The following is a 20387-nucleotide window of genomic DNA, read 5'->3' on the forward strand; positions in this document are numbered from 1 at the left end:
ACCCGGACGGCACACGGGTGCCGCTCGTGCAGCAGTCTCTGCGGGTTCGGCTCGCAGCATCACTACGGCGGCGGGACCTTGAAAAATGGGGGAGCGGGGATCGACGTAGTCTCTGTGGGTGGCCCGCAGTGATCAACACCTGGCGGCACTCAGTCGTCGGACGAGCCGACGGCTGACCCCGCCCTCGCCACGCCGCGTCGTCGACGAGCTCGCCGCCCACACACGCGATCGCGCGACGAAGACTGGACGTCCGGCCACGACAGCACGAGCTGCGTCGGCCGGCACCAGGATCCCTGCCTAGCGTGGAGGAGTGGGCGCCACCCGTCCAGCGGGCCGGTGGCGGCACTCGCCGCTTCCCGATCGGGGGCTTGCGTAGGACACTCTGAGGAGAAGAGTGAAGGAGAGATCTGTGACGGCTCAGCCCGAGCACCCCGCGGTCCCCAGGATCACCGGTATCCCGCGCACCATCAATGCGATCGGTGACGCGTTGACCGGTTCCGAGCGCGCCCGTTTCTACGCCGAAGTCCTGGCTGCCGAGGAGAGCGCGGTACCGGCTGTGATGCACCGGTGGTGGAAGACTGCGATGCTCCACCGTGCCCCTGCTGCCGACCAGAGCCGGGCCAATGCCGCGGCCGGCCGTTCTCTCGTCTCCGTCGACGATCTGCTCGTGGACGGAGTTCAGTGAGCTGGACCGTCTGGACCGAGGAGATCCCGGCGCAGACCGTGCTCGACATGCCCGTCGATCTCCGCAGGAAAACCGTGAACTTTCTGCGGGCCCTGGCGATCGAGGTTGGTGGCGCGATCGATCTGGGCAGGCGGCCGCCCGGCGACGCGATGGACGACTTCGGGGTCCGGTACTCCCTCGAAGTCCCGGGCGAGCCGGTCATCATCGAGTACATGGTCATGCGGGACGCCAAGGAGATCCGTGTCCCGGTCATGGTCTGGTTCCACTGACGGAGCATGCGGGACAGGGTCCTGGGTCCTGTGACGGGACGCAGTACGGCCGCCGGCCCGGCCAGCGCCGTCAGCGCTGGGGCGCCGATGGACAGGTGAGCACTGGGAAGGCCATGGACCCCTCCGCGGCGGTGAAGACGACACAGACGGGATCCCCGCACCAGAACGGTGAGACACCAGTCAGCGGGTCGCCCTCCATGAGACGGAGCCGGGTTCGGACCGTGCTGAGGCTGGTCGAATGGGCCGTCAGTTCCCAGGCAGCCGTGGGATGGCTACGGGTTCCGGCCGAAGTGATTGCATCAGCCGGACCGCCGACGGTGCTCACCGCCATGGCTGCGCCGTCGTAGAGCATCCCAATCCCATCAGGTGCGTCGGCGCGCCGCCTGGGAGCGCTGTCCAACAGCCGGTAAAAATCGGTCCTGGTGATCTGAGCCATGGCGTAGTCACTCTCCTTTGATTCCGTTGCTGGTCAGCTGATCCGTGGCTACGCGGCCCATTCCAGCCCCAGGGCGACCAGAGCGGCTGTCCAGGGGCGGTTTTTCTGATCAGTAGGTCGTGGTTTGGCCTGGGCTGATCAGTTTGGTTTCTGGTGGTGGTAGCGCTTCAAGCCCCGGTCGCGACGGCTCGGTGACGGAGGAGATGAGGGCGTGGGCTGTGTGCTGAGCTGGCACTTGGTCAGGTGGAGTGAGCGTTGGTCAGCTGTGGTCAGTTTGCCCGAGTGGTGATCAGTTTCGTTGAGTGTTCTTATGCGCTGGTTGTGGTGTTGGTGTTGACCCAGTACGGGGCGGTGTCCATGCCTCGTGGAGTCCAGTTGCGGAGCGGGGCTGGGGCTGCGGTCACCGTCGTGATGTACCTCGAGGCCGCTGGAATCACGGTCAAATCCGCTCGCGAGGTCGCCATCGCTCTCAAGGACCTGCTCCTGGACCCGGCCTGCACCGCAGGGAAGATCGCCGCTCTGTTGCGGAGCGGGGTGGGCCACCGCCTGAAACGACGTGGTCGCCCGCCCCGCATACTGAGGCAGTTCTCGCTGTGGCAGGACACCAACCGTCAAGGGAGGGAGCGCAGATGGATGTGGGATCGGTGCTCGGGAGCATAGGCCGAGCGGCGGCCGGGGCGGGCCGACTGGTATGGGCAGTGGTGACCGCACCGACCACGGGCACCGAGTATGACGTCCACTCCAAGATCGACAGGCTTGCGGAGAAGATCGAGAACGAGGTGCCGGAGGAGCTGCGGGACCGGGCATGGGGTCTGGTTCTGGACGCGCTGTACTGGGTTCCCCAGGAGATCGATCAGTTGGTGGAGGGACGCCAGACGCCCGATGACGAGGAGACCGAGGGCCCGTCGGCCAAGTACTGATGCCGGGAACCGGCGAGTCTGAAGGGCAGGCGTGCCGATCCGCTGCGGATGCTGGGGTGCGTGCGGATAGCCGCGGTGCAGCAGATGGCTCAGGTGATCACGGCGGAGGATGCAGACGGCCGGTCGTACGTGCGCAGGGCCATGAAGAAGCTGGCGGAGCTGGGGCTGGCGGAGTCGAACGGCAAGGCCGGACGGCACCCGGTCTGGAACCTGACCTCTGCAGGGCAGAAGCTCTGGCCGACGGCAACGAGCTACCTCCCCGCCCGAAGGCCGGCACTGGAGCGAAGGCAGTGATGGCCGGGTTTGGTCCGCACGGCGTCGCGGTGACGGACATGGTCCTCGCCTACGGTGGCCGCAAGCACCTGGCCGACTGGCAGGTGGAGGTGAACCACGCCATCAGGGAGATCGGCCTCAGCTAGCACGCGCGATCAGCAAGGCACTTCCGAGATGCAAGTTTCCCATACGTCGGCGGCGGTTTCCGCTGTGTTCGATGACCGAACTCGCCGGTCTTCTGGGAGTACGTCGACGAGGGCTGAACCCTGAGAGGACACCGCCACCGCGGGCATCAGCGTGCAGTCCACCGGTGGCGGCGACGCCGCCCGTGGAACCGCCCGGGGAACGTCGACGACCAAGTAGTGGGGCTGCGCGAGCCCCAGGAACATCAAGCCGCCGCTGGCGGACCAAGGAGCCACGATTTTGCGGTGCCCGGCCCAGGAGCAGGGGTGAGACATGCGTTGCGTTAACTGTGGACAAGAGACTGAGTATGAACACGCGCCCCCCATGGGGGGCTCACCGGAGATAGGGTTGGTACACGTCAGCAGCGGTATGATGGCCTGTTTCCCGGAGCGTGGTCCGGCAAGCCCGATTGTCAAAGCTCCGGTGCCACCGCACCTCCGCCGCCTTCTGGAGCAGGGACCGCGGTTGCCTCCGCCGCCACCACCCGGATTCCTGATCGAGGAGGACGAGCCCGGTTCGGGGGCGTGCAGTCCAACGGCACTGTGACGTCCGTGTCACGCGGGCTGCCCCAGCCGTCGGAGCCCTGTCCGACCCGGACCGTAGCCTGACCGCTGTCCGCACGACACAGGAGGTACGCCCCGTGGATCCCACGACCGCCCGCCACATCAGGTCCGCCACGGCCCTGCCGGCGGACGCGCTCGCTATATTGAACCAGGCTTCCTCCGCCGGTGGCACCAGGGCGGCCCGGGTGCCCGCCTCGGAGCATTCCGCGATCGACCACGCCGTCGCATCGGCATTGCTCCTGCGCGTCGATGAGCTGAACCAGGTCCGCGAGGGCCTTCTCACACAGAGCAAGTCCGCCTGCGCCATCGCCGCACGGGCCGTGCACAAGCGCGGAGAACTGACTGAGGATCAGCATCGCGCGGTCCTTGACCCGTTTACCGCCGCCGACGTCGCCGAGCTCGTGGAGTGCCCCCTCCTCGGGGTACATCGGGATGATCCGCGACGGCGCACTGTGCATGCTGGATCCTGAGCTGCCGACTGCCCGTAGCCTTCCTCCATGCAGGCAACTTTGATGATCTACGACGGCACGGCCGCGCCCGATGCAGACGTGCCACGTACCGGGGGTGTGCCGCTGGCCCCCGAGGGGTTCACCTGGCCGGTGTGCGGCGACTACTGCGGAGGGCCGATGCAGTTCTTCGCGCATCTGCCGGTCGAGTACGGCGTCCTGTCGGTGTTCGTGTGCCAGAACGATCCGGGCGCCTGCGAGCTGTGGGACGCGACCTCCGGGGCGAATCGGGTCCTTCTTTTCCCGCCCGCGGGACTGGTACCGGTGGCCGTACCCGAGAGGGGCGTGACGCTGCTGCCCGCAGTGTCGGCGATCACGACCCGGGTCGTGACGCTCGAACCCGAGGAGGATGACGGCGACGATCTCCCGCCCGACGCATACGACCTCGCCCGTTCAGGGTGGAAGCGGGAGCCCGGCGAGTGGTTCGGGAAGCAACGCGAGGTGCTCGGATCGCTCGGCGGCAGCCCCTCCTACCTGGACGACGACCGGTTGCCCGGGTGCCCCTCCTGCTCCGGCACGACGGAATTCGCGGCACACTTGGAGGAGGGGATCGACCGGCAGACCGCGATGAACCTCGGCGGCCAGTTGGGCTACGTCTTCGTCTGCCGCCCCTGCTCCGAGGGCGCCTTCCTCACGGGCTGAGCGCGCCTTTGGCGGCAGGTCCCGCCGCCTACGCGGACGGGCCGCCCCCCGCTCTCCTCCTCCGCCACAGTCTCCTCCGGGGTGGCCGTGAGTGTTCGGTGCAATCCCTGATCCAGGAAGATTCATCGGTGTCCAGTGAGCACGTGACGGAGGCCGAGACCGCCGAGACGCCTGAGCCGAAGCAGCTGGCGACGGTTGACGGTTGACGGTCAGTTGATCCACAAGTTGGTGGTGCGGGCTGCAGGCCGAGAACCTTCGGCTGACAGATGAGGGGGCATCCTTCAGCGGCTGACGAAGTGGCTGCCGCTGTCCGATCGGTGGTCGGGATCACCGACCACCTCGGCTCCGACCAGCACAATCCGTGTTCAGCGTCAAGGGGGCGGAGCGCGGGCAAGGGCGGCGGCATCACCCTTGTGTGCCGCTGCCGTTGTTGTCGAACTTCTCGAGCGGCGTGCGGGCGCCGTCGCGGAACGCGTCGAGGCCCGTCTCGAAGTCGACCGCTGACCCCGCGAACAGCGCCGATTCGTCGGGTGCAACGTAGATCTTGCCTCCGCCGCGTACGGCGTGCACGAGGCAGACGCCGAGCCCGTCGGGCAGCTCGATGACGTTCAGCACCGGGTCGGTCCTGAGCTGAGCGAAGTGCGCTCTGCCCACCACTATGAGCCGGTCGACGCCCTCGGATGCCGCGTCGCTGCCGCCTGCGGCAGGTGGCAATGGTGCCGTGCGGTCCTCGACCGCCTCGACTGCGTAGCCGGAACGCTCGGCAGCGTCGAGGAATGCATGGAGATCGGATGCCTCGCGCAGGAGCGCTCCGAGCTCGCCCTCGCATTCGGCCACGTGGAACGTCGCGGTGGCGAACGGATGCGTGACCGGTGCAGCCCCTGGCAGCGGCGGCAGGGTTGAGGTGCTTACGAGCACCCCCGGTTCGCCCCTGAGTCCCATCGCGAGCCGCTTGCCGTGGAAGAGGCGGTATGTGCGCACCGACCCGGTTGCATCACTCACGACGTCTGCTCCGTTTCCTATAATTGCCCGTAGGGCTCCGCGTATGCACCGCCGGGCAGTAGAACGGCCCGCTGCCCGCAACCGCAGGCGTCCTCAACTTTCGAAACGCCGGCTGCTGGCCAGCACCGCGCAGTGAGCCCGGCGCGGCCGCCTACTCGGATCCGACCTCGACGATCCGGACGTCCTCGGCAATCGAGTCCTCCGCCACCCTGGCCCGGTAGAGCGCCAGGTCGTAGGCGTCGTACGACGCCAACGAGCTTCCCTCGTAGGTCCATTCCACGCGGTATCGCTTCGCCACCCGGCTTCCCTCCCGTTCGCGACCGGCAGCCGGAACTCTGTCCGAATTCGACCTGCAGGCGTTCGACCAACTGGGAGACGTGCGCGTGGCCGTAGAGGCGAGAGAACGATCTCCATATATTCAGCCTAACGGCCGGCTGCGTGCGGGCGCGCAGCCCTGGCCCGGCGGCCGGGGGGTGGGCGGCCCGCGGTCACATCGTGAACCAGGCCAACACCGGCCTGGTGGCCAGTACCGCCGGGCTCGTGTTCGGGGAAGCGGGCCTGATCGGCAGTTCCGTTGCCCAGACGCTGCCGGGGGCGCGGGCGCCCGTGCGGCTAAGCCTTGATCCACCGATCCGGCGTCTGTGGATAACTCTTCTTGAAACGAGGAAGTGCCTCGTGGCCTGCGATGATGGGAGGTCTTCAGGCTTCCAGCACGCACGATCAGCAAGGCACTTCCGATGCAAGTTTCCCATACGCCGGCGGCGGTCTCCGCTGTGTTCGATGATCCGAATCTGATCGCGCAGGTTGGGCTGGTTCCGGTGCTGCGGCTGGCCGAGCGGTGCGGGCTGTCGCGACTGGTGACGGAGAAGGTGAAGCTGACCGGGGCGAGGAACGGGGCGGGTGCGGCGGCGGACGCCAAGGTCACCAGCATCGTCGCGGGCATGGCAGCGCGGACAGTATCGATGACCTGGCGATGTTGCGTCAGGGGGCGATGCCGGCGGTGTTCGGAGGTATCCGCGCCCCGTCCACGCTGGGCACGTTCCTGCGTGCGTTCACCCACGGACACGCTCTGCAACTCCACGCCGTGCACCGCAGGTTCCTCGCCGCACTCGCCGCGCGCACCCCGATGCTGCCGGGCGCGGGTGAGGTGGCGTTCGTCGACGTCGACTCCACCCACAAACGCGTCTACGGACGTGCCAAGCAGGGCGCCGAGTACGGCCGGTTCAAGGGCATCCGCACCCTGCACCCGCTCCTCGCCACGGTCTGCACCCCCAGTCGAGGCCGGTGATCGCCGGAGTGCGGATGCGACGTGGCAAAGCGGCAGACTCCCGGGATGCCCCGAAATTCGTGAGCGAGGCCCTGGCCACCGCCGTCGAGGCCAGCTGCACCGGGACCCGTATCCTGCGGGCCGACTCGCAGTTCTACAACGCTGGTGTGATCGCCGCCTGCCGCCGGGCCGGCGCCCACTTCTCGATCACCACCGGGATGAACCCCTCCATCAAGCGGGCCGTCCTCGGCATCCCGGACGATGCCTGGCAGCAGATCGGTTACCCGGCCGCGGTGCCCGATCCCGGGGCCGGCGAACTCATCTCGGACGCCGAAGTCGCCGAACTACCCGAATACACCGCGTTCGCCAGCCGGAAGAAAGCAGACCGGGTCACCGCCCGGCTGATCGTGCGACGGGTCCGTGACCTGGCCAAACCGCCGGTTGTGGGCGAGCAGGGCGAGCTGTTTCCCGTCTGGCGCTACCACCCCTTCCTCACCGACCAGCCGGCCCCGACGCTCCAGGACGAGCGGGAACACCGCCACCACGCCGTGATCGAGCAGGTCATCGCGGACAGCAAGGCCGGCGCCCTCGCCCATCTGCCGTCCGGGCACTTCCACGCCAACGCGGCCTGGCTCACCCTGTGGGCGATGACCTACAACCTGCTGCGGGCCGCCGGTTCCCTGACCTCCGCGTTCCATGCCAAGGCCACCACCGCCACCCTCCGGGCCCACCTGATCCACGTCCCGGCCCGCATCGCCCGCTCCGCACGACGCATCACCCTGCACCTGCCCCACAACTGGCCCTGGCAGCAAGCCTGGACACACCTCTTCGACACCGTCCACGACCCACCCGGCTGACACGAACAGCCCCTGACCACCCCGCCCACCAGGGCTCAACCGGAACCGAAGAACGTGGAAAAGCTGGGCAGACCAGCAGATACCACCTGCCCACACCCAGCCACCCGCACAAAACCAACTCAACAACCGGGCAGCAGATCACCCTCAAACCGCCTCGGTGGATCAAGGCTTAGTCAGCTTTTGCGGCCGGCGTCGGCCGACCAACATGTTGGTGCACTGTTCCAAAGTGAGACCGTCCAGTTTGGTACGGCGTACTAAATTGGATCGCTGCACCAAATGCGGCATCATCGAGGTATGACGACGCGAGCGCGCCGACCACAGCGGCGCAACCAGGTGCTCTCCCAGGAGCAGATCATCGACACTGCCGTCGAGATGCTCGATGCGGGCGGCGAGAGCGCGCTGACCATCCGGGCGCTGACCGAACGGCTGTCCACCGGTTCCGGGGCGATCTATTACCACGTGGGCACCCGTGACGAGTTGCTCGGCACGGCGACGGAATCCGTGATCGGCGCGGCGCTGGCGACCCGGCCCGCCGGGGCTGCGGCCACACCCGGGGACGAGATCCGTGTCGTCGCACTGGCCCTGTTCGACGCGATCGCCGCACATCAGTGGCTCGCCACGCGGCTGACCCTCCAGATCATCCGGAATCCGGTCGGCCCGGTGACGGTGGGGATCTTCGAGCGGATCGGCGGGCAGATGGGCGCCCTGGGCGTGCCGCGAGCCTCCTGGTTCGACGCGGCCTCGACGCTCGTGCACTACATCCTCGGAGCCGTCAGCCAGAACGCCCGCATCGAGGGGGACACCTCAGGGATCGACCCCGACGGGGATCGCGACGAGTTCTTCGACGCGGCGTCGACGGCATGGCAGGGGCTCGACCCGGAGGCTTACCCGTTCATGCACGCCATCGTCGGCCAGATGAGAGAGCACGACGACCGCGAGCAGTTCCTCACCGGCATCGCCGTCATCCTCGACGGCCTCACCCATCTGTGCTGACCCGGCCGATCTGGCCGGCTGACCCCATCGTTCGTTTCTCGAAAGGACACCTCTCATGCATGACGTCGTGATCGCGGGCGGCGGTCCGGTCGGTCTGTTCCTGGCCGGCGAGCTGGCCCTGTCCGGCTGCTCAGTTCTGGTCCTTGAGCGGGACCCGGAACTCACCTCGCCCCTGAAGGCATTCCCGCTCGGGCTGCGGGGCCTGAACGCCGGGTCGGCCGAGACGCTCTACCGCCGCGGCCTACTGGAAGCGACAGCGAATGCTTCCGGAGTCAACCCGGAGAAGGTCGGTGCGGATCCGGAAGCGGTCGAGGCACCCGACCCTCGCGAGCTGAGCCATTTCGCGGGCATGACCCTCAACGCGGCCGACATCGACACAGCAGCCCTCCCGCCTCGGCTGCCCAGCCCGGCGATGGAGGGGTTCATGACGAGCCTGGAAGCGGTCGGATCGGTGCTGTCCGAGCGGGCTACCGCGCTCGGAGTCGAGATCATCCGGAATGCTCCCGTCACGGCCGTGGCGCAGGACACCGAATCTGTCCTCGTCACGGCAGACGGCCAGGAGTACCAGGGGCGCTGGCTGGTGGGCTGCGACGGCGGGCGCAGCGCCGTACGTCAGCTCACCGGCTTCGAATTCGTGGGCACCGAGCCGCTGTTCACCGGCTACGTCGCCAAGGTAACCTTCGCCGACCCCGAGCAACTGCCGCTCGGTTTCAACCTGACGCCGAACGGCATGTATCTGCGTACGCCCCTCGAAGGGCACCTGGGCATGATGGACTTCGACGGCGGCACCTTCGACCGCTCTCAGCCGCTGACCCGCGAGCACCTCGAGACGGTCCTGCGCCGTATCAGCGGCACCGACGTGACGCTGAGCGAGGTCCATCTCGCCTCCAGCTTCACCGACCGCGCGATGCAGGCGAGAACGTATCGCGAGAGCCGTGTACTGCTCGCCGGCGACGCAGCACACATCCACTCGCCCCTGGGCGGCCAGGGCCTCAACCTCGGCATCGGCGACGCTGGCAACCTCGGCTGGAAGCTCGCCGCCACCGTGCGCGGCTCCGCTCCCGAGGGCCTGCTCGACACCTACACCACCGAGCGGCACCCCGTCGGCGCCGCCGTCCTCGACTGGTCCCGCGCCCAGGTCGCGACCATGAAGCCGGGCCCCAACGCCCCCGCGCTGCGTCAACTCGTCCACGATCTGATGAGCACCGCCGACGGAACGACCCACGTGTACCGAAAGACGTCGGGGCTGTTCAACCGCTACGACCTGGGCAGCGAACAGCCCCTCATCGGCTGCACCGCCCCGGACTTCCGCTTCGATGACGGCACCCGCCTCGGTGAACTGCTGCGCCAGGGGCAGGGAGTGGTGCTCGACTTCAGCACCGACCGTGCGCTGCAGGTCGCGGCCAAGGAGTGGGCAGGCCGGATCCACTACGCGGCCGGCCCGGCGCGCAACGACCTCGGGCTGGGTGCCGCGTTGATTCGGCCCGACGGCGTCGTGGCCTGGGCGAGCGAGCCCGCCCCGGATCGCGACGCGTTCGAGCAGGCGGCTGCCCAGTGGTTCGGCGCGCCGCAGAGCTAGTGTGATGCGCCGCAAATCACGGGGGTAACTATTTCCTTGATGGCTGGCTGAGTGGGTTGATTTTGGTGAGGTAGTCGGCGAGGGATTTGAGGATCTCGTCGGCGGTCTTGGTCCAGGTGAAGGGCCTGGGGTTCTCGTTCCATCCGTCGATCCATGCCTTGATGTCTTGCTCCAGGGCCTTCACGGAGGTGTGCACCCCGCGGCGGATGAGGTTGTCCGTCAGCAGGCCGAACCACCGCTCGACCTGGTTCATCCACGAGGAGCCGGTGGGGGTGAAGTGGACGTGGAAGCGTGGGTGCTTTCCGAGCCACGTCTTGATCTCGGCGGTGTTGTGGGTGGCGTAATTGTCACAGACCAGGTGGACGTCGAGGCCGGCGGGCACGGCCTTGTCGATCGTGACCAGGAACCTCTTGAACTCGATGGCCCGGTGGCGGCGGTGCAGTTCCGATATGACGCTGCCGTCGGCGATGTTGAAGGCGGCGAACAGGCTGGTGATCCCGTGCCGGTAGTAGTCGTGGGTGCGCCGCTCGGGCATGCCCGGCATCATCGGCAGCACCGGCTGGGACCGGTCCAGCGCCTGGATCTGGCTCTTCTCGTCCACGCACAGCACCACTGCTTTCTCGGGCGGATGGTGGTGAAGACCGACGACGTCGACGACCTTCGCGATGAACTGCGGGTCGGTGGAGAGCTTGAAGGCGTCCTGGAGATGGGGCTTGAGGTCGAACTTCTTCCAGATCCGCCCGATGGTCGACTTCGACAGCCCCGTGCGCGCGGCCATCGAGGCCCGTGACCAGCGCGTGTCCCGGCCCGGCGTGGACTCCAACGTCGCCACCAGCACGTCCTCGACCTGGTCGAGAAGAATCGAGGGAGGCCTGCCGCGCGGGGCTGGTCGAGCTCCTTCGCGAAAAACACCGAGGCGGCCTTCAGGATCTCGTTCGCCCGCCGCAACTCGGCTATCTCCTTGCGGAGTTGAGTCAGCTCGCTTCGCTCGGTGCTGGTCAGCAGGTCGGGCCGGCTGCCCTGGTCGGCCTCGGCCAGGTGGACCCAGTTCCGCAGGGCTTCCTTGTGAATTCCGAGGTCACGGGCCACATGAGCCACTGGCCGCCCCGAGGTTTGGACCTCACGGATCGCTCGCTCACGCAGTTCGTCGGGGTACTTCCGTGGTGCAGGCATCGGACCTGTGTTCTCCCATCCGCCAAAACGATCAGGCCTGGCTTCAGGGCCGCTACAAAATCCGGTTCAGCTCATCCGGGCCATCACCCTGACCTGGCTGTTCGCCGGACAGCGCAGTGACGAGATCGCCCGCCTCCGCGTCGGCTGCATCCGCTGGCAGCACGACGGCTTTCCGATCCCCGGTGACTCCGGCGAGGTCCTTGCCCGCGACGCCGTCTGCCTGCTGGACGTGCCCACCCACAAGACCGGCACCTCATTCACCAAGCCCGTCGACCCGCTCCTCGGTCAGGCCATCGGGGCATGGCAGGCCGTCAGACCCGCTCAGCCGCTGATGCTCGACCCCAAGACCAACGAGCACGCCGACTTCCTGTTCGCCCACCGTGCCCGCCGGGTCGCCAAGCATTACATCAACACGACGATCATCCCGATGCTCTGCCGCAAGGCCGGCGTCCCCACCGCCGATATCCGCGGCAACATCACCAGCCACCGGGCACGGTCCACCATCGCGAGCCAGCTCTACAACGCCAAGGAGCCGATGACGCTCTTCGAGCTGCAGGAATGGCTCGGTCACCGGACTCCCGAGGCGACCACGCACTACGCGAAGCTCACCCCGAACACCCTGGCCAGGGCCTACAACGACGCTGGGTACTTCGCGAGAAACGTACGCACCATCGAAGTCCTCGTCGACCGCGATGCGGTCGCCTCCGGCGCCGCCGCCAGCGGCGAGCCCTGGCAGTACTTCGACCTCGGCCACGGCTGGTGCACCTACACCTTCTTCGAGCAGTGCCAGCACCACATGGCCTGCGCACGCTGCGACTTCTACACTCCGAAGGACTCCAGCAAGGGCCAGCTGCTGGAGGCCAAGGAGAACCTGCAGAAGATGCTCGGGAGTATTCCGCTGACGGACGACGAACGAGCCGCGGTCGACGACGGCCAAGCCGCACTCGATCAACTCCTGGAATGGCTCACCGACGTCCCCACCCCCGCCGGACCCACACCACGACAGATCGGGGCCCCGGCCACCGCCACACTGCTACCGATCGTTGACCTCAATGCCCGCACCCCACCGTGTTCAAAGCGTGAGCCATGCTGAAGCTATGGATACCTGCCCGTCATGTGGAATCGAACAGATCGACCGCATCCTGCGACAAGCTCTCCCCGATGAACCCGTGCGTGGTCGCCGTGGTCCGGTGCGAGAGGTTAGCCGCTGTTCGTCATGCCGGCGCCTGGCAGTGCGAGATGCCGGGGCACACGGGCCCTGGGCGGACGCAGGCGTCGATCCCAGCTACGACTTTCTCTTCGACGGCGAATCGAAGCCCCTGCCGGAACCATGGCTTCTGGCCCCCGCTACCACGGCCAGGGCTCTGGAGGCACAGCTGCACGTCGAGGTGGGCGAGAGTCATCCACTGTTCGGCACGCAGGCCACTGCCATCGCCCGTTGCGGTCGATGCGACGAAGTGTTGTTCAGCATCGAAGGAGCCCCGCCTCGTTTCGCCCAAGTGCATCTGGCCTGGTGCCAAGCACCCGAACCCCCACCATGGCCGTGGACGGAGTACCTGTCGCCCCCTCTCTCCGACAGCCTCACCGATCACTCACACTGACTTGCCCGGACTTGACGAATCTGATTCCACAGAAAGGGCGGGAAGTCGTGCGGAAGATAGCGCCACTGCACGCCGGTGTGGTCCACATACAAGATCGCGTCCATGATGTCGCGCAGGTCGTGCTCGGGCGGCCGGCCGAAGTCCAGGGCCCTGCCCCGGCGCTCGAAGCGCCAGGAGGCAGGGACCGGCTCGATCAACTCCCAGCGCGCATCGGACAGATCACTCGGGTACGGACGTCGCGTAAGCATGCTCCTGGCGTACCGCTCCGGACCGAGTGCGCCCAGGCGCACGGCAACGGCGGCGGAAGCACACCCCCCGAGGACTGGACATCCTGGGATGAGACAGGCACAGGCCGCCTCCCGCCCCTGCTGTCACCCCACCCGGCCAACGGACCTCAGCCGCACCTGCAGCCCTACCAGCACCACAATCCCGCCCCCCAAGAATCGACGGATATACGGGCATACAAGGTGAAAACGACTCTTAGTGCATGTATCTGAACCCGGTGGGCCAGCCAGCTCGGTAGCCTGATAGCAGGCGGACCCCGGGCCAAGTTCACCGCGGTGAACTTGAGAATGATCAAGCTCCTGGATCTCAAGTCGCAGCAGCCCCGTGTGCACCATGAGATCCGTTCGCCTGACCGTCACCGTGACGCTTCGCCGAACGGATCGAGATCCGCCTCAGCTCGCCCGTAGGGCGTGGAGCTGTGCAATCGAGGTTCAGAATGACAACGGGGGAGAGCAGGCTGCCCCGCCGGGCAGCTGGGCACCGTCGGGCCCTGGCGCTGCGGGCGTGCATCGTGTGTGCGAACGCCCGGCCAGATCATGCCTGGCCGGGCCACGCCCAGAGAAGCAGCTGAGTCGGCCGGAGATCAGCCGGTCGGGGCATTTCCTGAGGCTCCCCTCCTCGTTGACATGTCGCCGTCGGCGGCGTCCGTCAGCGGTGTTACCCCACTGAGGAGTCATCTTGAAGAAGATCAAGCGGCTGGCCAGCGCCACCGCAGCAGCCGCCGCCTGGCGGCGTCCATTCTTGTGGCCCCCACGACCGCGTCGGCTGCCGACGGACCTCACGCCGCGTTCGGCACCTACTGCACCAGCTGGGAGGAGGTCTACGGCCGCGGCGGCTACACCTTCACCGGATTCCGCACCTGCGTCGAAGTCCTCGAAGGCCAGGCGTGACAGTACGTGTGGGTCGAGAACGACAAGAACACCTACTGGTGGGGCGCCTCCTGGTGGAACACCACCCCCATCTACAACGCCAAGGTCAACGTCACCGTCAAGTTCAGCGCCCAGTACGACGTCGGCTTCAGCGGCAAGTTCAAGGACTACTGGACCCAGACGTCCCGCAGCCACCGTTCGCTCGCGGGCACTATCCCCATGGACCGTTGCGGCGGCCACGGCCTCAACGTGACCTACAACCAGGTCGGTGCCTACTACAACTCGGACAAGGAGATCGACGCCTCGCGCTCCTACAACGACTTCGTCATCCCCTGCACGGTCAACTGAAGCAAGCGCCGGGCCTCACGCACGGTGGTGCGCGGGGCCCGGCCGACCCAGCCCCGAGTTCTCCCGGTGCCACGGGGGTTGTCAGTGGCGCCTGTCACCATCCGGCCATGCCCATCAGCCGTGAGTGCGCGCGCTCCCTCTTCGCGGACCTGACGCAGAGCGCCCCGGTCCCGCTGGACCCCGACGAACTTCTCCACATGCCTGGCCTGCGGCAGCACGGCCACGTCTTCTTCGGCGACATAGCGGTGCGCTGCTACAAGCACAAGGCCCGCTGGACGTACGACGAACGGGACATCCGCGCCGCCGGCCGGACTTTCGCGGAGATGGACCTGGACCTGGACGACGTCGTCGACGTGCAGCTGCCCGCGTACCGCGACATTCCGGAGCGCGATCCGGAGGAGTGGCACCGTCCCAACTGGCGGCGCCGACTGGTGTCGTGGATGGTCGACCGGTACCGCAACAAGCTGCTCGAGGAGGGCCGGCACTATGACGAGTGGGGTGCCTGGCGGGACATCGGCGCGAACGGACTGCCCGGCGACCTGACGTGGGAGGAGTTCGTCGCGTCCAGCAGCAGCCACCGGCACCTGCAGAACATCGCCGGCACCCGGCCTCTTCAGCTCCTGACGTGGTCGGGGCAGAACTGGCTCCTGCCGCGGGCCTGCACGGACCTCCTGGACCGCTGGGAGCGGCGGGAAGAGGAACTGGTGACCCGGGCCCGGCTGTGCTCCTCCTGCGGCGATCAGGGCCCGTACTGGGGCGACTGGCGGACTCCGACCACGTCGGGGTACGTCACCCGGTGCCCGCCATGCTCCAGGGCGGCCTTCCAGCCGTACACCGGCCACCTGCACGGTGCGCCGTACGAGCAGCTCCGCCGACGCGGCTCCCGGGCCGACGACTACCTGTGCCGGTTGTGCAAGGCGAGCCAGGCATCCGCGTGGGATCACTGCCACGATCACGGCCATGTCCGAGGACCGCTCTGCGGCAGCTGCAACACTCGCGAGGGCAAGGCCACGCCGTACTACTTCCTCCAGCTCGAAGGCGGCGCGCTGCACCTTTTGGAGTGCCGCGGTTGCAAGGAACAGCGGACCCTGCCTCGCCGCTTCCACCTGGACGTGGTCCGCGCGCACCTGGAACAGACAGAACGGCACGGCCGCTGCCGCCGACAGCCGCACGCCCGCGAGCTGGAGCACACACACGGGGTCCACCGGTTCCAGCTGGAGTGCAGCGGCTGGCACGCGACCGGCAACTGGACGAAGGACGTCACGGCGTCCGAGGCGGCCGCGCTCGTGCGGGCCTTCGTCGACAAGACGCTCGCCCCGCAGGAAGGCCGGCCCTCTCCCGGCACGGCCACGGGATGACCGCCGCCCGGCGGTGTCGTTGAACACGGCATTGCGTGCATGAACATCCGATCCTCCCCGCGGATACGCGAGCGAGCCCCGGATGTGTCGGTCCGCTGTGACTGAGCATCTGATTTGGCGAGTTGAGCACGGGACGGGCAGGGTGATGTTGGCTTCGGCATTTCCTCGGTGCCCGAGGCGTCCCCGCGGTGTGCTGTCGCTATGGGTGACGTGCAGGTCGTCGATGTACCGGCAGGGCTGGTGTGGTCCCACGCCTGCTTGTGCCGCCGTACGCGCTGCCCGGACGAGCCACCACCGGCTCTCACGGGGTTCCGCCGCGGCGAGAAGAGCACAGCACGTGGTCCACGAGAGCCGTGACGTCCCCGATCTGCCGCACGGCAGTTCCCTCATCGCCAGGTCGGCTATGCAAGGAGACCGTGACGGCGCTCCGCCCGTCCGAAGTCGTGGCAGGCCATACCAAGTAGCCGAATCCATCGCCACTGTGCCCCCAGTACCCGCCGCCACAGGACAATGGCGTCCAGTCCAGTCCGAGCCCGTCGCGCGTGCCCGGCGGAGCACCGTGGTCGGCAGGCACCTCGACCGTGCGCTGCATCTCAGCCAACTGGGCAGGGGCCAGAATCTCACCTCGCACCAGCGCCCTGAAGAACTTGTTGGTGTCCGCTGTCGTGCTGATCATGGCTCCGTCGGCGTCGCCGTCGAAGGGCAGATACGCGATCGTGGTATCAGTCATGGCGCCGCCCGGCTCGAACTGCTGGTAATCACGGGCATGGGGATCCGGCAGGAACGGCCAGTTGCCGGGTGCGACAGTGTGTGTGAGCCGCAACGGACGCACAATCCTGGCTTGAACCTCGTGCTCCCAGGAATGGCCCGTGGCCGCCTTGATCACCATCCCGATGAGGACGTAGTTGGTGTTCGAGTACTCCCAGTTGCTGCCAGGCATAAAGGACGGCGGGTGCTGCATCGCGAAAGCAACGCGCTGCTCGGAGGTGTAGGTGGTCCAGCGATTCTTGCGATAACCGGCCGCGCTGAGATCTGGGACGACGTCACCGATGTAGTCCGGCAGCCCGCTGGTGTGCTGAAGCAGTTGGCGCAGGGTGACCCGGCGCCCGTCATTCCCGTGGCCCCGCACCAAGCCCGGCAGCCACTGGTCAACCGTGTCGTCCAGCGACAGTCGGCCTTCACCTACCAGCTGCAGCAGAACGGTCGCGACGAACGTCTTCGTAGTACTGCCGATCCTCACATACCCGTTCTGAGGCACCGGCTCTGTGGTGCTGAGATCGCCGACCCCACTGCGAGCGGTCCGCACTCCCCGAGGCGTCTCCAGCCTGACCGATACGCCCGTGACTCCGTCGTCACGCAACGCGTCGGCATCCCGCTGCAGCTGGGACAAGTGGGTAGAAGCCGTCGCTCCGGCTTCTACCGGCACGAGTACCGCCAGAAGGACAACAGCGAGGACAGCCGCTGTCCGACGACTGATCCGACTCTGCGTGATCGACATAGCCCAACGCTAGGAACGGCACACCCGGCGAACCATCCGGCCAACCAGAGGTCTCATAGTCGGGTTCTCCCCAGCCCACTTCCTGGTGACCGCCAGACCGACGACGGTGCGGACTGGTCACGGCGAACGCGAAACCCACCAGCCAGACGAAGCACTCTCACAAGCCGCCAACTCGTGTGCTCACTCGCCAAATGAAGCACCCAGTCACAATCGGTCCGGGGCTTGCGGGCTGTTCGGGGCGTGGCTGCTGCAGGTCGAACTCCAGGTGCTCCACGTCCGTGAACCGCACCTCCTCCAGGCTCCCGGCGCGGCGGCCGCCATCCTGGAAGTACACCTCCTTGAGCGCTTCGGCCGCGATCTCCTTGAGCTCGCGGTCGCCGGCACCGGCCCCCTGGGCATCGAAGAGGCGGGCGGCGTAGCGGGGCGGCAGGGCGACGGTCAGGTGCCGGATGCGGTCCTGGTCCGTCGACCTGATCGGTGCGGTGTAGCCGAGGCGGGCGCGGGTGTCGATGACGATGCCGCCGGTGCTCGCCGCCTGCTCGCGGGCCTTCGCCCGGATCTGCGGCTGCCACCGGGCCTTCACCTCGCGCTCTATGCGGGCGGCGAGGTCCGGGCGGGGCTTCTTGATCTGGTCCTTCACGTACCGCTCGACGGTGCGCTGGGAGACCCGCAGCATCTGGGCGACGGCCTTGGTGCCCTTGAGCTGCTTGACCAGGTACCGCATCTGCGTGCCGGCCGACTTCGGGACGGGGCGGGTGAATGCCTTCTGCACCGCCTGGTCCAGGCCGTCCCCGAACATGCTCATCGCGGTCTACTTACTCTCCGTTGTCCTTGTCGGTGACGGTGCCGTCCTTGATGTACCGGGCGAGGTTGAGCTCCGGGGCGTTGAACTGCTCCCGGCCGCCCTCGCCCCACAGCACGCTCTGTGTGCCTTCCCACTTGACCAGGCCGGGGTTGACCCCGAGCTTGAAGCCGCCGGGCAGCGGCTTGCCCTCCCGGTAGGGCAGGAAGTCCAGCGGGCTCTCGCCGTCGGCCGCGTACACGGCGCAGTCGGAAAGGATGGCGACCGGGTACTGCCCGGTGAACGCCGCATGCTTGACGATCTTGCGGTGCATGTTATCTCCCGGCTGGAGGAGCTCACCCGCAGCGGCGACTACGCGTACTACACCGACATCGCCCACTTCATCACCGGCCTCACCCTCACCGGTTCCTCGCCAACGCACTGGCTCGACGGACAGCGGGCTTCCCGGCAGCGGTGGCGGCCCCTGGTCATCGCCCACCGCGGACGTCTGTAGACCACCCGGTGACCCTGGAGGCAACTGTGGCCCGCAGCCTTGATGACGACTATGGCTCCGAGTGAACCGCGGACCGCCGACGAGGTGGGCCGACATGCCGCGCTTGGCGTAATGAGCCGATCGGCGGGCGTTCCAGGTCACGTTGTGCGGAGGCGGTGACCCGGGCAGCGGCAGGTGGGAGGTGGCGTACCGGCCATGGGCGAGGAGGGCGTGGACCGGTCGGAGGGTTTCGGCGAGCGGCTGCTCGGTGTGCTGCTGGACAGGGCACGGCTGCTGCCGCCGCAGCTGATCGCCCCGCTGGTCGCGGAGGAGGTGGCCAGGATCGGGGGTCGTGACGTCTCCATCCTGCTCCAGGACTACGCGCAGGAGCTGCTGGTGCCGCTACCGGGCAGGAAACTGCACGTCAGCCAGCCCGAGCCGATCACCGATTCCCCCGCCGGCCGGGCCTTCCTGCGCGGGCACGTCGTCGAGGTGCCGCAGACCCCCTCGGGCGTCCGTATGTACCTGCCGATGCTGGACGGCAGCGACACGGTGGGCGTGATGGCCCTCACCCTGGACGCCGTCGGCGACGACGACCGGCGGCTGCTGAGCCGGCTCTCCGGCCTGGTCGCCGACATGCTGGTCACCAAGGGCGCCTACACCGACCAGTTCTTCCAGGCCCGGCGCCGTGAGCCGATGAGCGTGTCCGCGGAGATCCAGTGGACCCTGCTGCCGCCGACGTCGATGTCCGTGCCGCAGGTCGAAGTGGCCGGCATCCTGGAGCCTGCCTACCGGGCCGCCGGCGACAGCTTCGACTACGCCCTCAACGACAACATCCTGCACGCGGCCGTGATCGACGCGATGGGCCACGGCCTGGACGCCGCCATGATGGCGACCGTGGCCATCGGCGCCTACCGTCATGCCCGGCGCGTCTTCATCAGCCTGGCCGAGAAGTACGCGGTCATGGACGATGTCATCTCGCGGCAGTTCGGGCCCGACCACTTCGTCACGGCGCAGCTGATGCATGTGAACATCGCCACCGGTGAGATGGAACTGGTCAACGCCGGCCACCCCGCGCCGCTCCTGATCCGCGACGGCCGGGTCGTGAAGCAGCTGGAGAGCGCGACGACGCTGCCCGTCGGCCTCGGCGGTGAGATCCCCCGGATCAGAGAGCACACGCTCCAGCAAGGCGACCGGGTGCTGTGCTACACCGACGGCATCATCGAGGAACACATCAACGACGGGGAGCAGTTCGGCGAGGAACGCCTCATCCGCTGCGTGAACCGCCTGGGGGAGGAGCTGTCACAGGGGCTGCGGGCGGATCTGCGCCGACTCTCCCACACGCTGAAGAGGGAACGGCACGGGCGCACCAGCGACGACGCCACCCTCTTCATGATCGAGTGGCGCGGAGGCGCCGCCGACCACCTCGCGGTCCTTGACTGAGCGCCTCATCCGCGAAGTCGTCGGTGGACACGACCAGGACCGCCGAACACAGCTGACGTGCCGACCGGCACCCGAGCCTCATAGACCTCACAGGTCCGGGCAGGCGTGACACCGGCCCGTGGTGCGAACCGGGCGCCAGCTACGTCGTCCTTGCTGCGAGGACCAGCCTGGTGGGCCGCATGGTGCCAGCGCCACGAACTTGCCGAGACTTACCCGAACTGGGCCCGCGTGGGCCCAGTTATGGGCGGATATGCGCCGCTGGGGCGGTTAGGGCGCGTATCGTGTTGTGATCAAGAGGTGGCCTGCGTGAGGTCTCTGATCCAGATCATCGAGGCACGTAAGTAGAGGCCAGCCAGGTAGCTT

At 67.5% G+C, this 20387-nt stretch carries 18 protein-coding genes and 7 pseudogenes; 17 read left to right on the forward strand and 8 right to left on the reverse strand.

Annotated features, from left to right (window positions below):
- The first annotated feature begins 409 nt into the window (after positions 1 to 409).
- The 8 genes and pseudogenes from ACFVYE_RS35705 (at position 410) to ACFVYE_RS35740 (ending at position 4477) form a co-directional block, all read left to right on the forward strand.
- Positions 410 to 685, forward strand: a complete 276-nt coding sequence (locus tag ACFVYE_RS35705; RefSeq protein WP_389608226.1) for a hypothetical protein — start codon at positions 410 to 412, stop codon at positions 683 to 685.
- Positions 682 to 954: a hypothetical protein gene (locus tag ACFVYE_RS35710; RefSeq protein WP_383860926.1), complete on the forward strand. Its 273-nt coding sequence runs from the start codon at positions 682 to 684 to the stop codon at positions 952 to 954. Before ACFVYE_RS35705 ends, ACFVYE_RS35710 begins: the two co-directional genes overlap by 4 nt.
- 823 nt (positions 955 to 1777) lie before the next feature.
- Positions 1778 to 1921: pseudogene (locus ACFVYE_RS35715) on the forward strand (fic family toxin-antitoxin system, toxin component); the annotation flags it as partial.
- A 98-nt stretch (positions 1922 to 2019) separates the two neighbouring features.
- Positions 2020 to 2310 carry a hypothetical protein gene (locus ACFVYE_RS35720; protein WP_389608227.1) on the forward strand — a complete coding sequence of 97 codons (291 nt, stop codon included), beginning with the start codon at positions 2020 to 2022 and terminating at the stop codon, positions 2308 to 2310.
- Between the two features lie 60 nt (positions 2311 to 2370).
- Positions 2371 to 2604, forward strand: a complete 234-nt coding sequence (locus tag ACFVYE_RS35725; protein WP_389608228.1) for a replication-relaxation family protein — start codon at positions 2371 to 2373, stop codon at positions 2602 to 2604.
- On the forward strand, positions 2604 to 2729 hold the full coding sequence (locus ACFVYE_RS35730; RefSeq protein WP_389608229.1) for a hypothetical protein: 126 nt from the start codon (positions 2604 to 2606) through the stop codon (positions 2727 to 2729). Before ACFVYE_RS35725 ends, ACFVYE_RS35730 begins: the two co-directional genes overlap by 1 nt.
- A 677-nt stretch (positions 2730 to 3406) precedes the next feature.
- Positions 3407 to 3799: a hypothetical protein gene (locus tag ACFVYE_RS35735; protein WP_389608230.1), complete on the forward strand. Its 393-nt coding sequence runs from the start codon at positions 3407 to 3409 to the stop codon at positions 3797 to 3799.
- 27 nt (positions 3800 to 3826) lie between these two features.
- Positions 3827 to 4477 carry a hypothetical protein gene (locus ACFVYE_RS35740; RefSeq protein ID WP_389608231.1) on the forward strand — a complete coding sequence of 217 codons (651 nt, stop codon included), beginning with the start codon at positions 3827 to 3829 and terminating at the stop codon, positions 4475 to 4477.
- Positions 4478 to 4882: 405 nt separating this feature from the next.
- On the opposite strand, the gene ACFVYE_RS35745 is transcribed toward ACFVYE_RS35740, so the two are convergent.
- Together ACFVYE_RS35745 and ACFVYE_RS35750 are read right to left on the reverse strand one after the other, a co-directional pair.
- Positions 4883 to 5479, reverse strand: a complete 597-nt coding sequence (locus ACFVYE_RS35745) for a hypothetical protein (RefSeq protein ID WP_198676902.1) — start codon at positions 5477 to 5479, stop codon at positions 4883 to 4885.
- A 151-nt stretch (positions 5480 to 5630) separates the two neighbouring features.
- Positions 5631 to 5777 (reverse strand): hypothetical protein, encoded by a 147-nt coding sequence (locus ACFVYE_RS35750; RefSeq protein ID WP_389608232.1) that lies wholly within the window; start codon positions 5775 to 5777, stop codon positions 5631 to 5633.
- Positions 5778 to 6216: 439 nt separating this feature from the next.
- On the opposite strand from ACFVYE_RS35750, the pseudogene ACFVYE_RS35755 reads away from it, so the two are divergent.
- From ACFVYE_RS35755 to ACFVYE_RS35765, 3 genes and pseudogenes are all read left to right on the forward strand, one after another.
- A pseudogene (locus ACFVYE_RS35755) lies at positions 6217 to 7603 on the forward strand (IS1380 family transposase).
- A 294-nt stretch (positions 7604 to 7897) separates the two neighbouring features.
- Positions 7898 to 8596, forward strand: a complete 699-nt coding sequence (locus tag ACFVYE_RS35760; RefSeq protein WP_389608233.1) for a TetR/AcrR family transcriptional regulator — start codon at positions 7898 to 7900, stop codon at positions 8594 to 8596.
- Between the two features lie 55 nt (positions 8597 to 8651).
- Positions 8652 to 10175 (forward strand): FAD-dependent monooxygenase, encoded by a 1524-nt coding sequence (locus tag ACFVYE_RS35765; protein WP_389608234.1) that lies wholly within the window; start codon positions 8652 to 8654, stop codon positions 10173 to 10175.
- Between the two features lie 28 nt (positions 10176 to 10203).
- On the opposite strand, the pseudogene ACFVYE_RS35770 reads toward ACFVYE_RS35765, so the two are convergent.
- A pseudogene (locus ACFVYE_RS35770) lies at positions 10204 to 11058 on the reverse strand (IS630 family transposase); the annotation flags it as partial.
- Between the two features lie 110 nt (positions 11059 to 11168).
- Positions 11169 to 11348 (reverse strand): annotated as a pseudogene (locus ACFVYE_RS35775) (transposase); the annotation flags it as partial.
- A gap of 7 nt (positions 11349 to 11355) precedes the next feature.
- Here ACFVYE_RS35775 and ACFVYE_RS35780 point away from each other — a divergent pair.
- Entirely contained in the window at positions 11356 to 12441 is a 1086-nt protein-coding gene (locus ACFVYE_RS35780; RefSeq protein ID WP_389608235.1) for a tyrosine-type recombinase/integrase, read from the forward strand.
- 540 nt (positions 12442 to 12981) lie between these two features.
- Here ACFVYE_RS35780 and ACFVYE_RS35785 read toward each other — a convergent pair.
- A pseudogene (locus ACFVYE_RS35785) lies at positions 12982 to 13197 on the reverse strand (transposase); the annotation flags it as partial.
- Positions 13198 to 13977: 780 nt separating this feature from the next.
- On the opposite strand from ACFVYE_RS35785, the gene ACFVYE_RS35790 reads away from it, so the two are divergent.
- From ACFVYE_RS35790 to ACFVYE_RS35800, 3 genes are all read left to right on the forward strand, one after another.
- Positions 13978 to 14124 carry a hypothetical protein gene (locus ACFVYE_RS35790; RefSeq protein ID WP_389608236.1) on the forward strand — a complete coding sequence of 49 codons (147 nt, stop codon included), beginning with the start codon at positions 13978 to 13980 and terminating at the stop codon, positions 14122 to 14124.
- 6 nt (positions 14125 to 14130) lie between these two features.
- Positions 14131 to 14451, forward strand: coding sequence for a hypothetical protein (locus ACFVYE_RS35795; protein WP_389608237.1), 321 nt, complete (start codon positions 14131 to 14133; stop codon positions 14449 to 14451).
- Positions 14452 to 14558: 107 nt separating this feature from the next.
- On the forward strand, positions 14559 to 15809 hold the full coding sequence (locus ACFVYE_RS35800; RefSeq protein WP_389608238.1) for an endonuclease domain-containing protein: 1251 nt from the start codon (positions 14559 to 14561) through the stop codon (positions 15807 to 15809).
- Positions 15810 to 16110: 301 nt separating this feature from the next.
- Here the strand turns inward: ACFVYE_RS35800 and ACFVYE_RS35805 are convergent, their stop codons facing one another.
- The 3 genes and pseudogenes from ACFVYE_RS35805 to ACFVYE_RS35815 form a co-directional block, all read right to left on the reverse strand.
- Positions 16111 to 17307 carry a serine hydrolase domain-containing protein gene (locus ACFVYE_RS35805; protein WP_389608239.1) on the reverse strand — a complete coding sequence of 399 codons (1197 nt, stop codon included), beginning with the start codon at positions 17305 to 17307 and terminating at the stop codon, positions 16111 to 16113.
- A 250-nt stretch (positions 17308 to 17557) separates the two neighbouring features.
- Positions 17558 to 18112 (reverse strand): annotated as a pseudogene (gene tpg, locus ACFVYE_RS35810) (telomere-protecting terminal protein Tpg); the annotation flags it as partial.
- 10 nt (positions 18113 to 18122) lie between these two features.
- A pseudogene (locus ACFVYE_RS35815) lies at positions 18123 to 18425 on the reverse strand (transcriptional regulator); the annotation flags it as partial.
- Here ACFVYE_RS35815 and ACFVYE_RS35820 point away from each other — a divergent pair.
- Positions 18417 to 18602: a hypothetical protein gene (locus ACFVYE_RS35820; RefSeq protein WP_389608248.1), complete on the forward strand. Its 186-nt coding sequence runs from the start codon at positions 18417 to 18419 to the stop codon at positions 18600 to 18602. The pseudogene ACFVYE_RS35815 and the gene ACFVYE_RS35820 overlap by 9 nt on opposite strands.
- Positions 18603 to 18797: 195 nt before the next feature.
- A complete protein-coding gene (locus ACFVYE_RS35825) occupies positions 18798 to 20024 on the forward strand; it encodes a PP2C family protein-serine/threonine phosphatase (RefSeq protein WP_389608240.1) in 1227 nt (408 codons plus the stop codon).
- The last annotated feature ends 363 nt before the right edge of the window (positions 20025 to 20387 follow it).

It is taken from the genome of Streptomyces sp. NPDC058239 (genome assembly GCF_042882185.1).
In the GTDB taxonomy this organism is placed as follows: Bacteria; Actinomycetota; Actinomycetes; order Streptomycetales; family Streptomycetaceae; genus Streptomyces.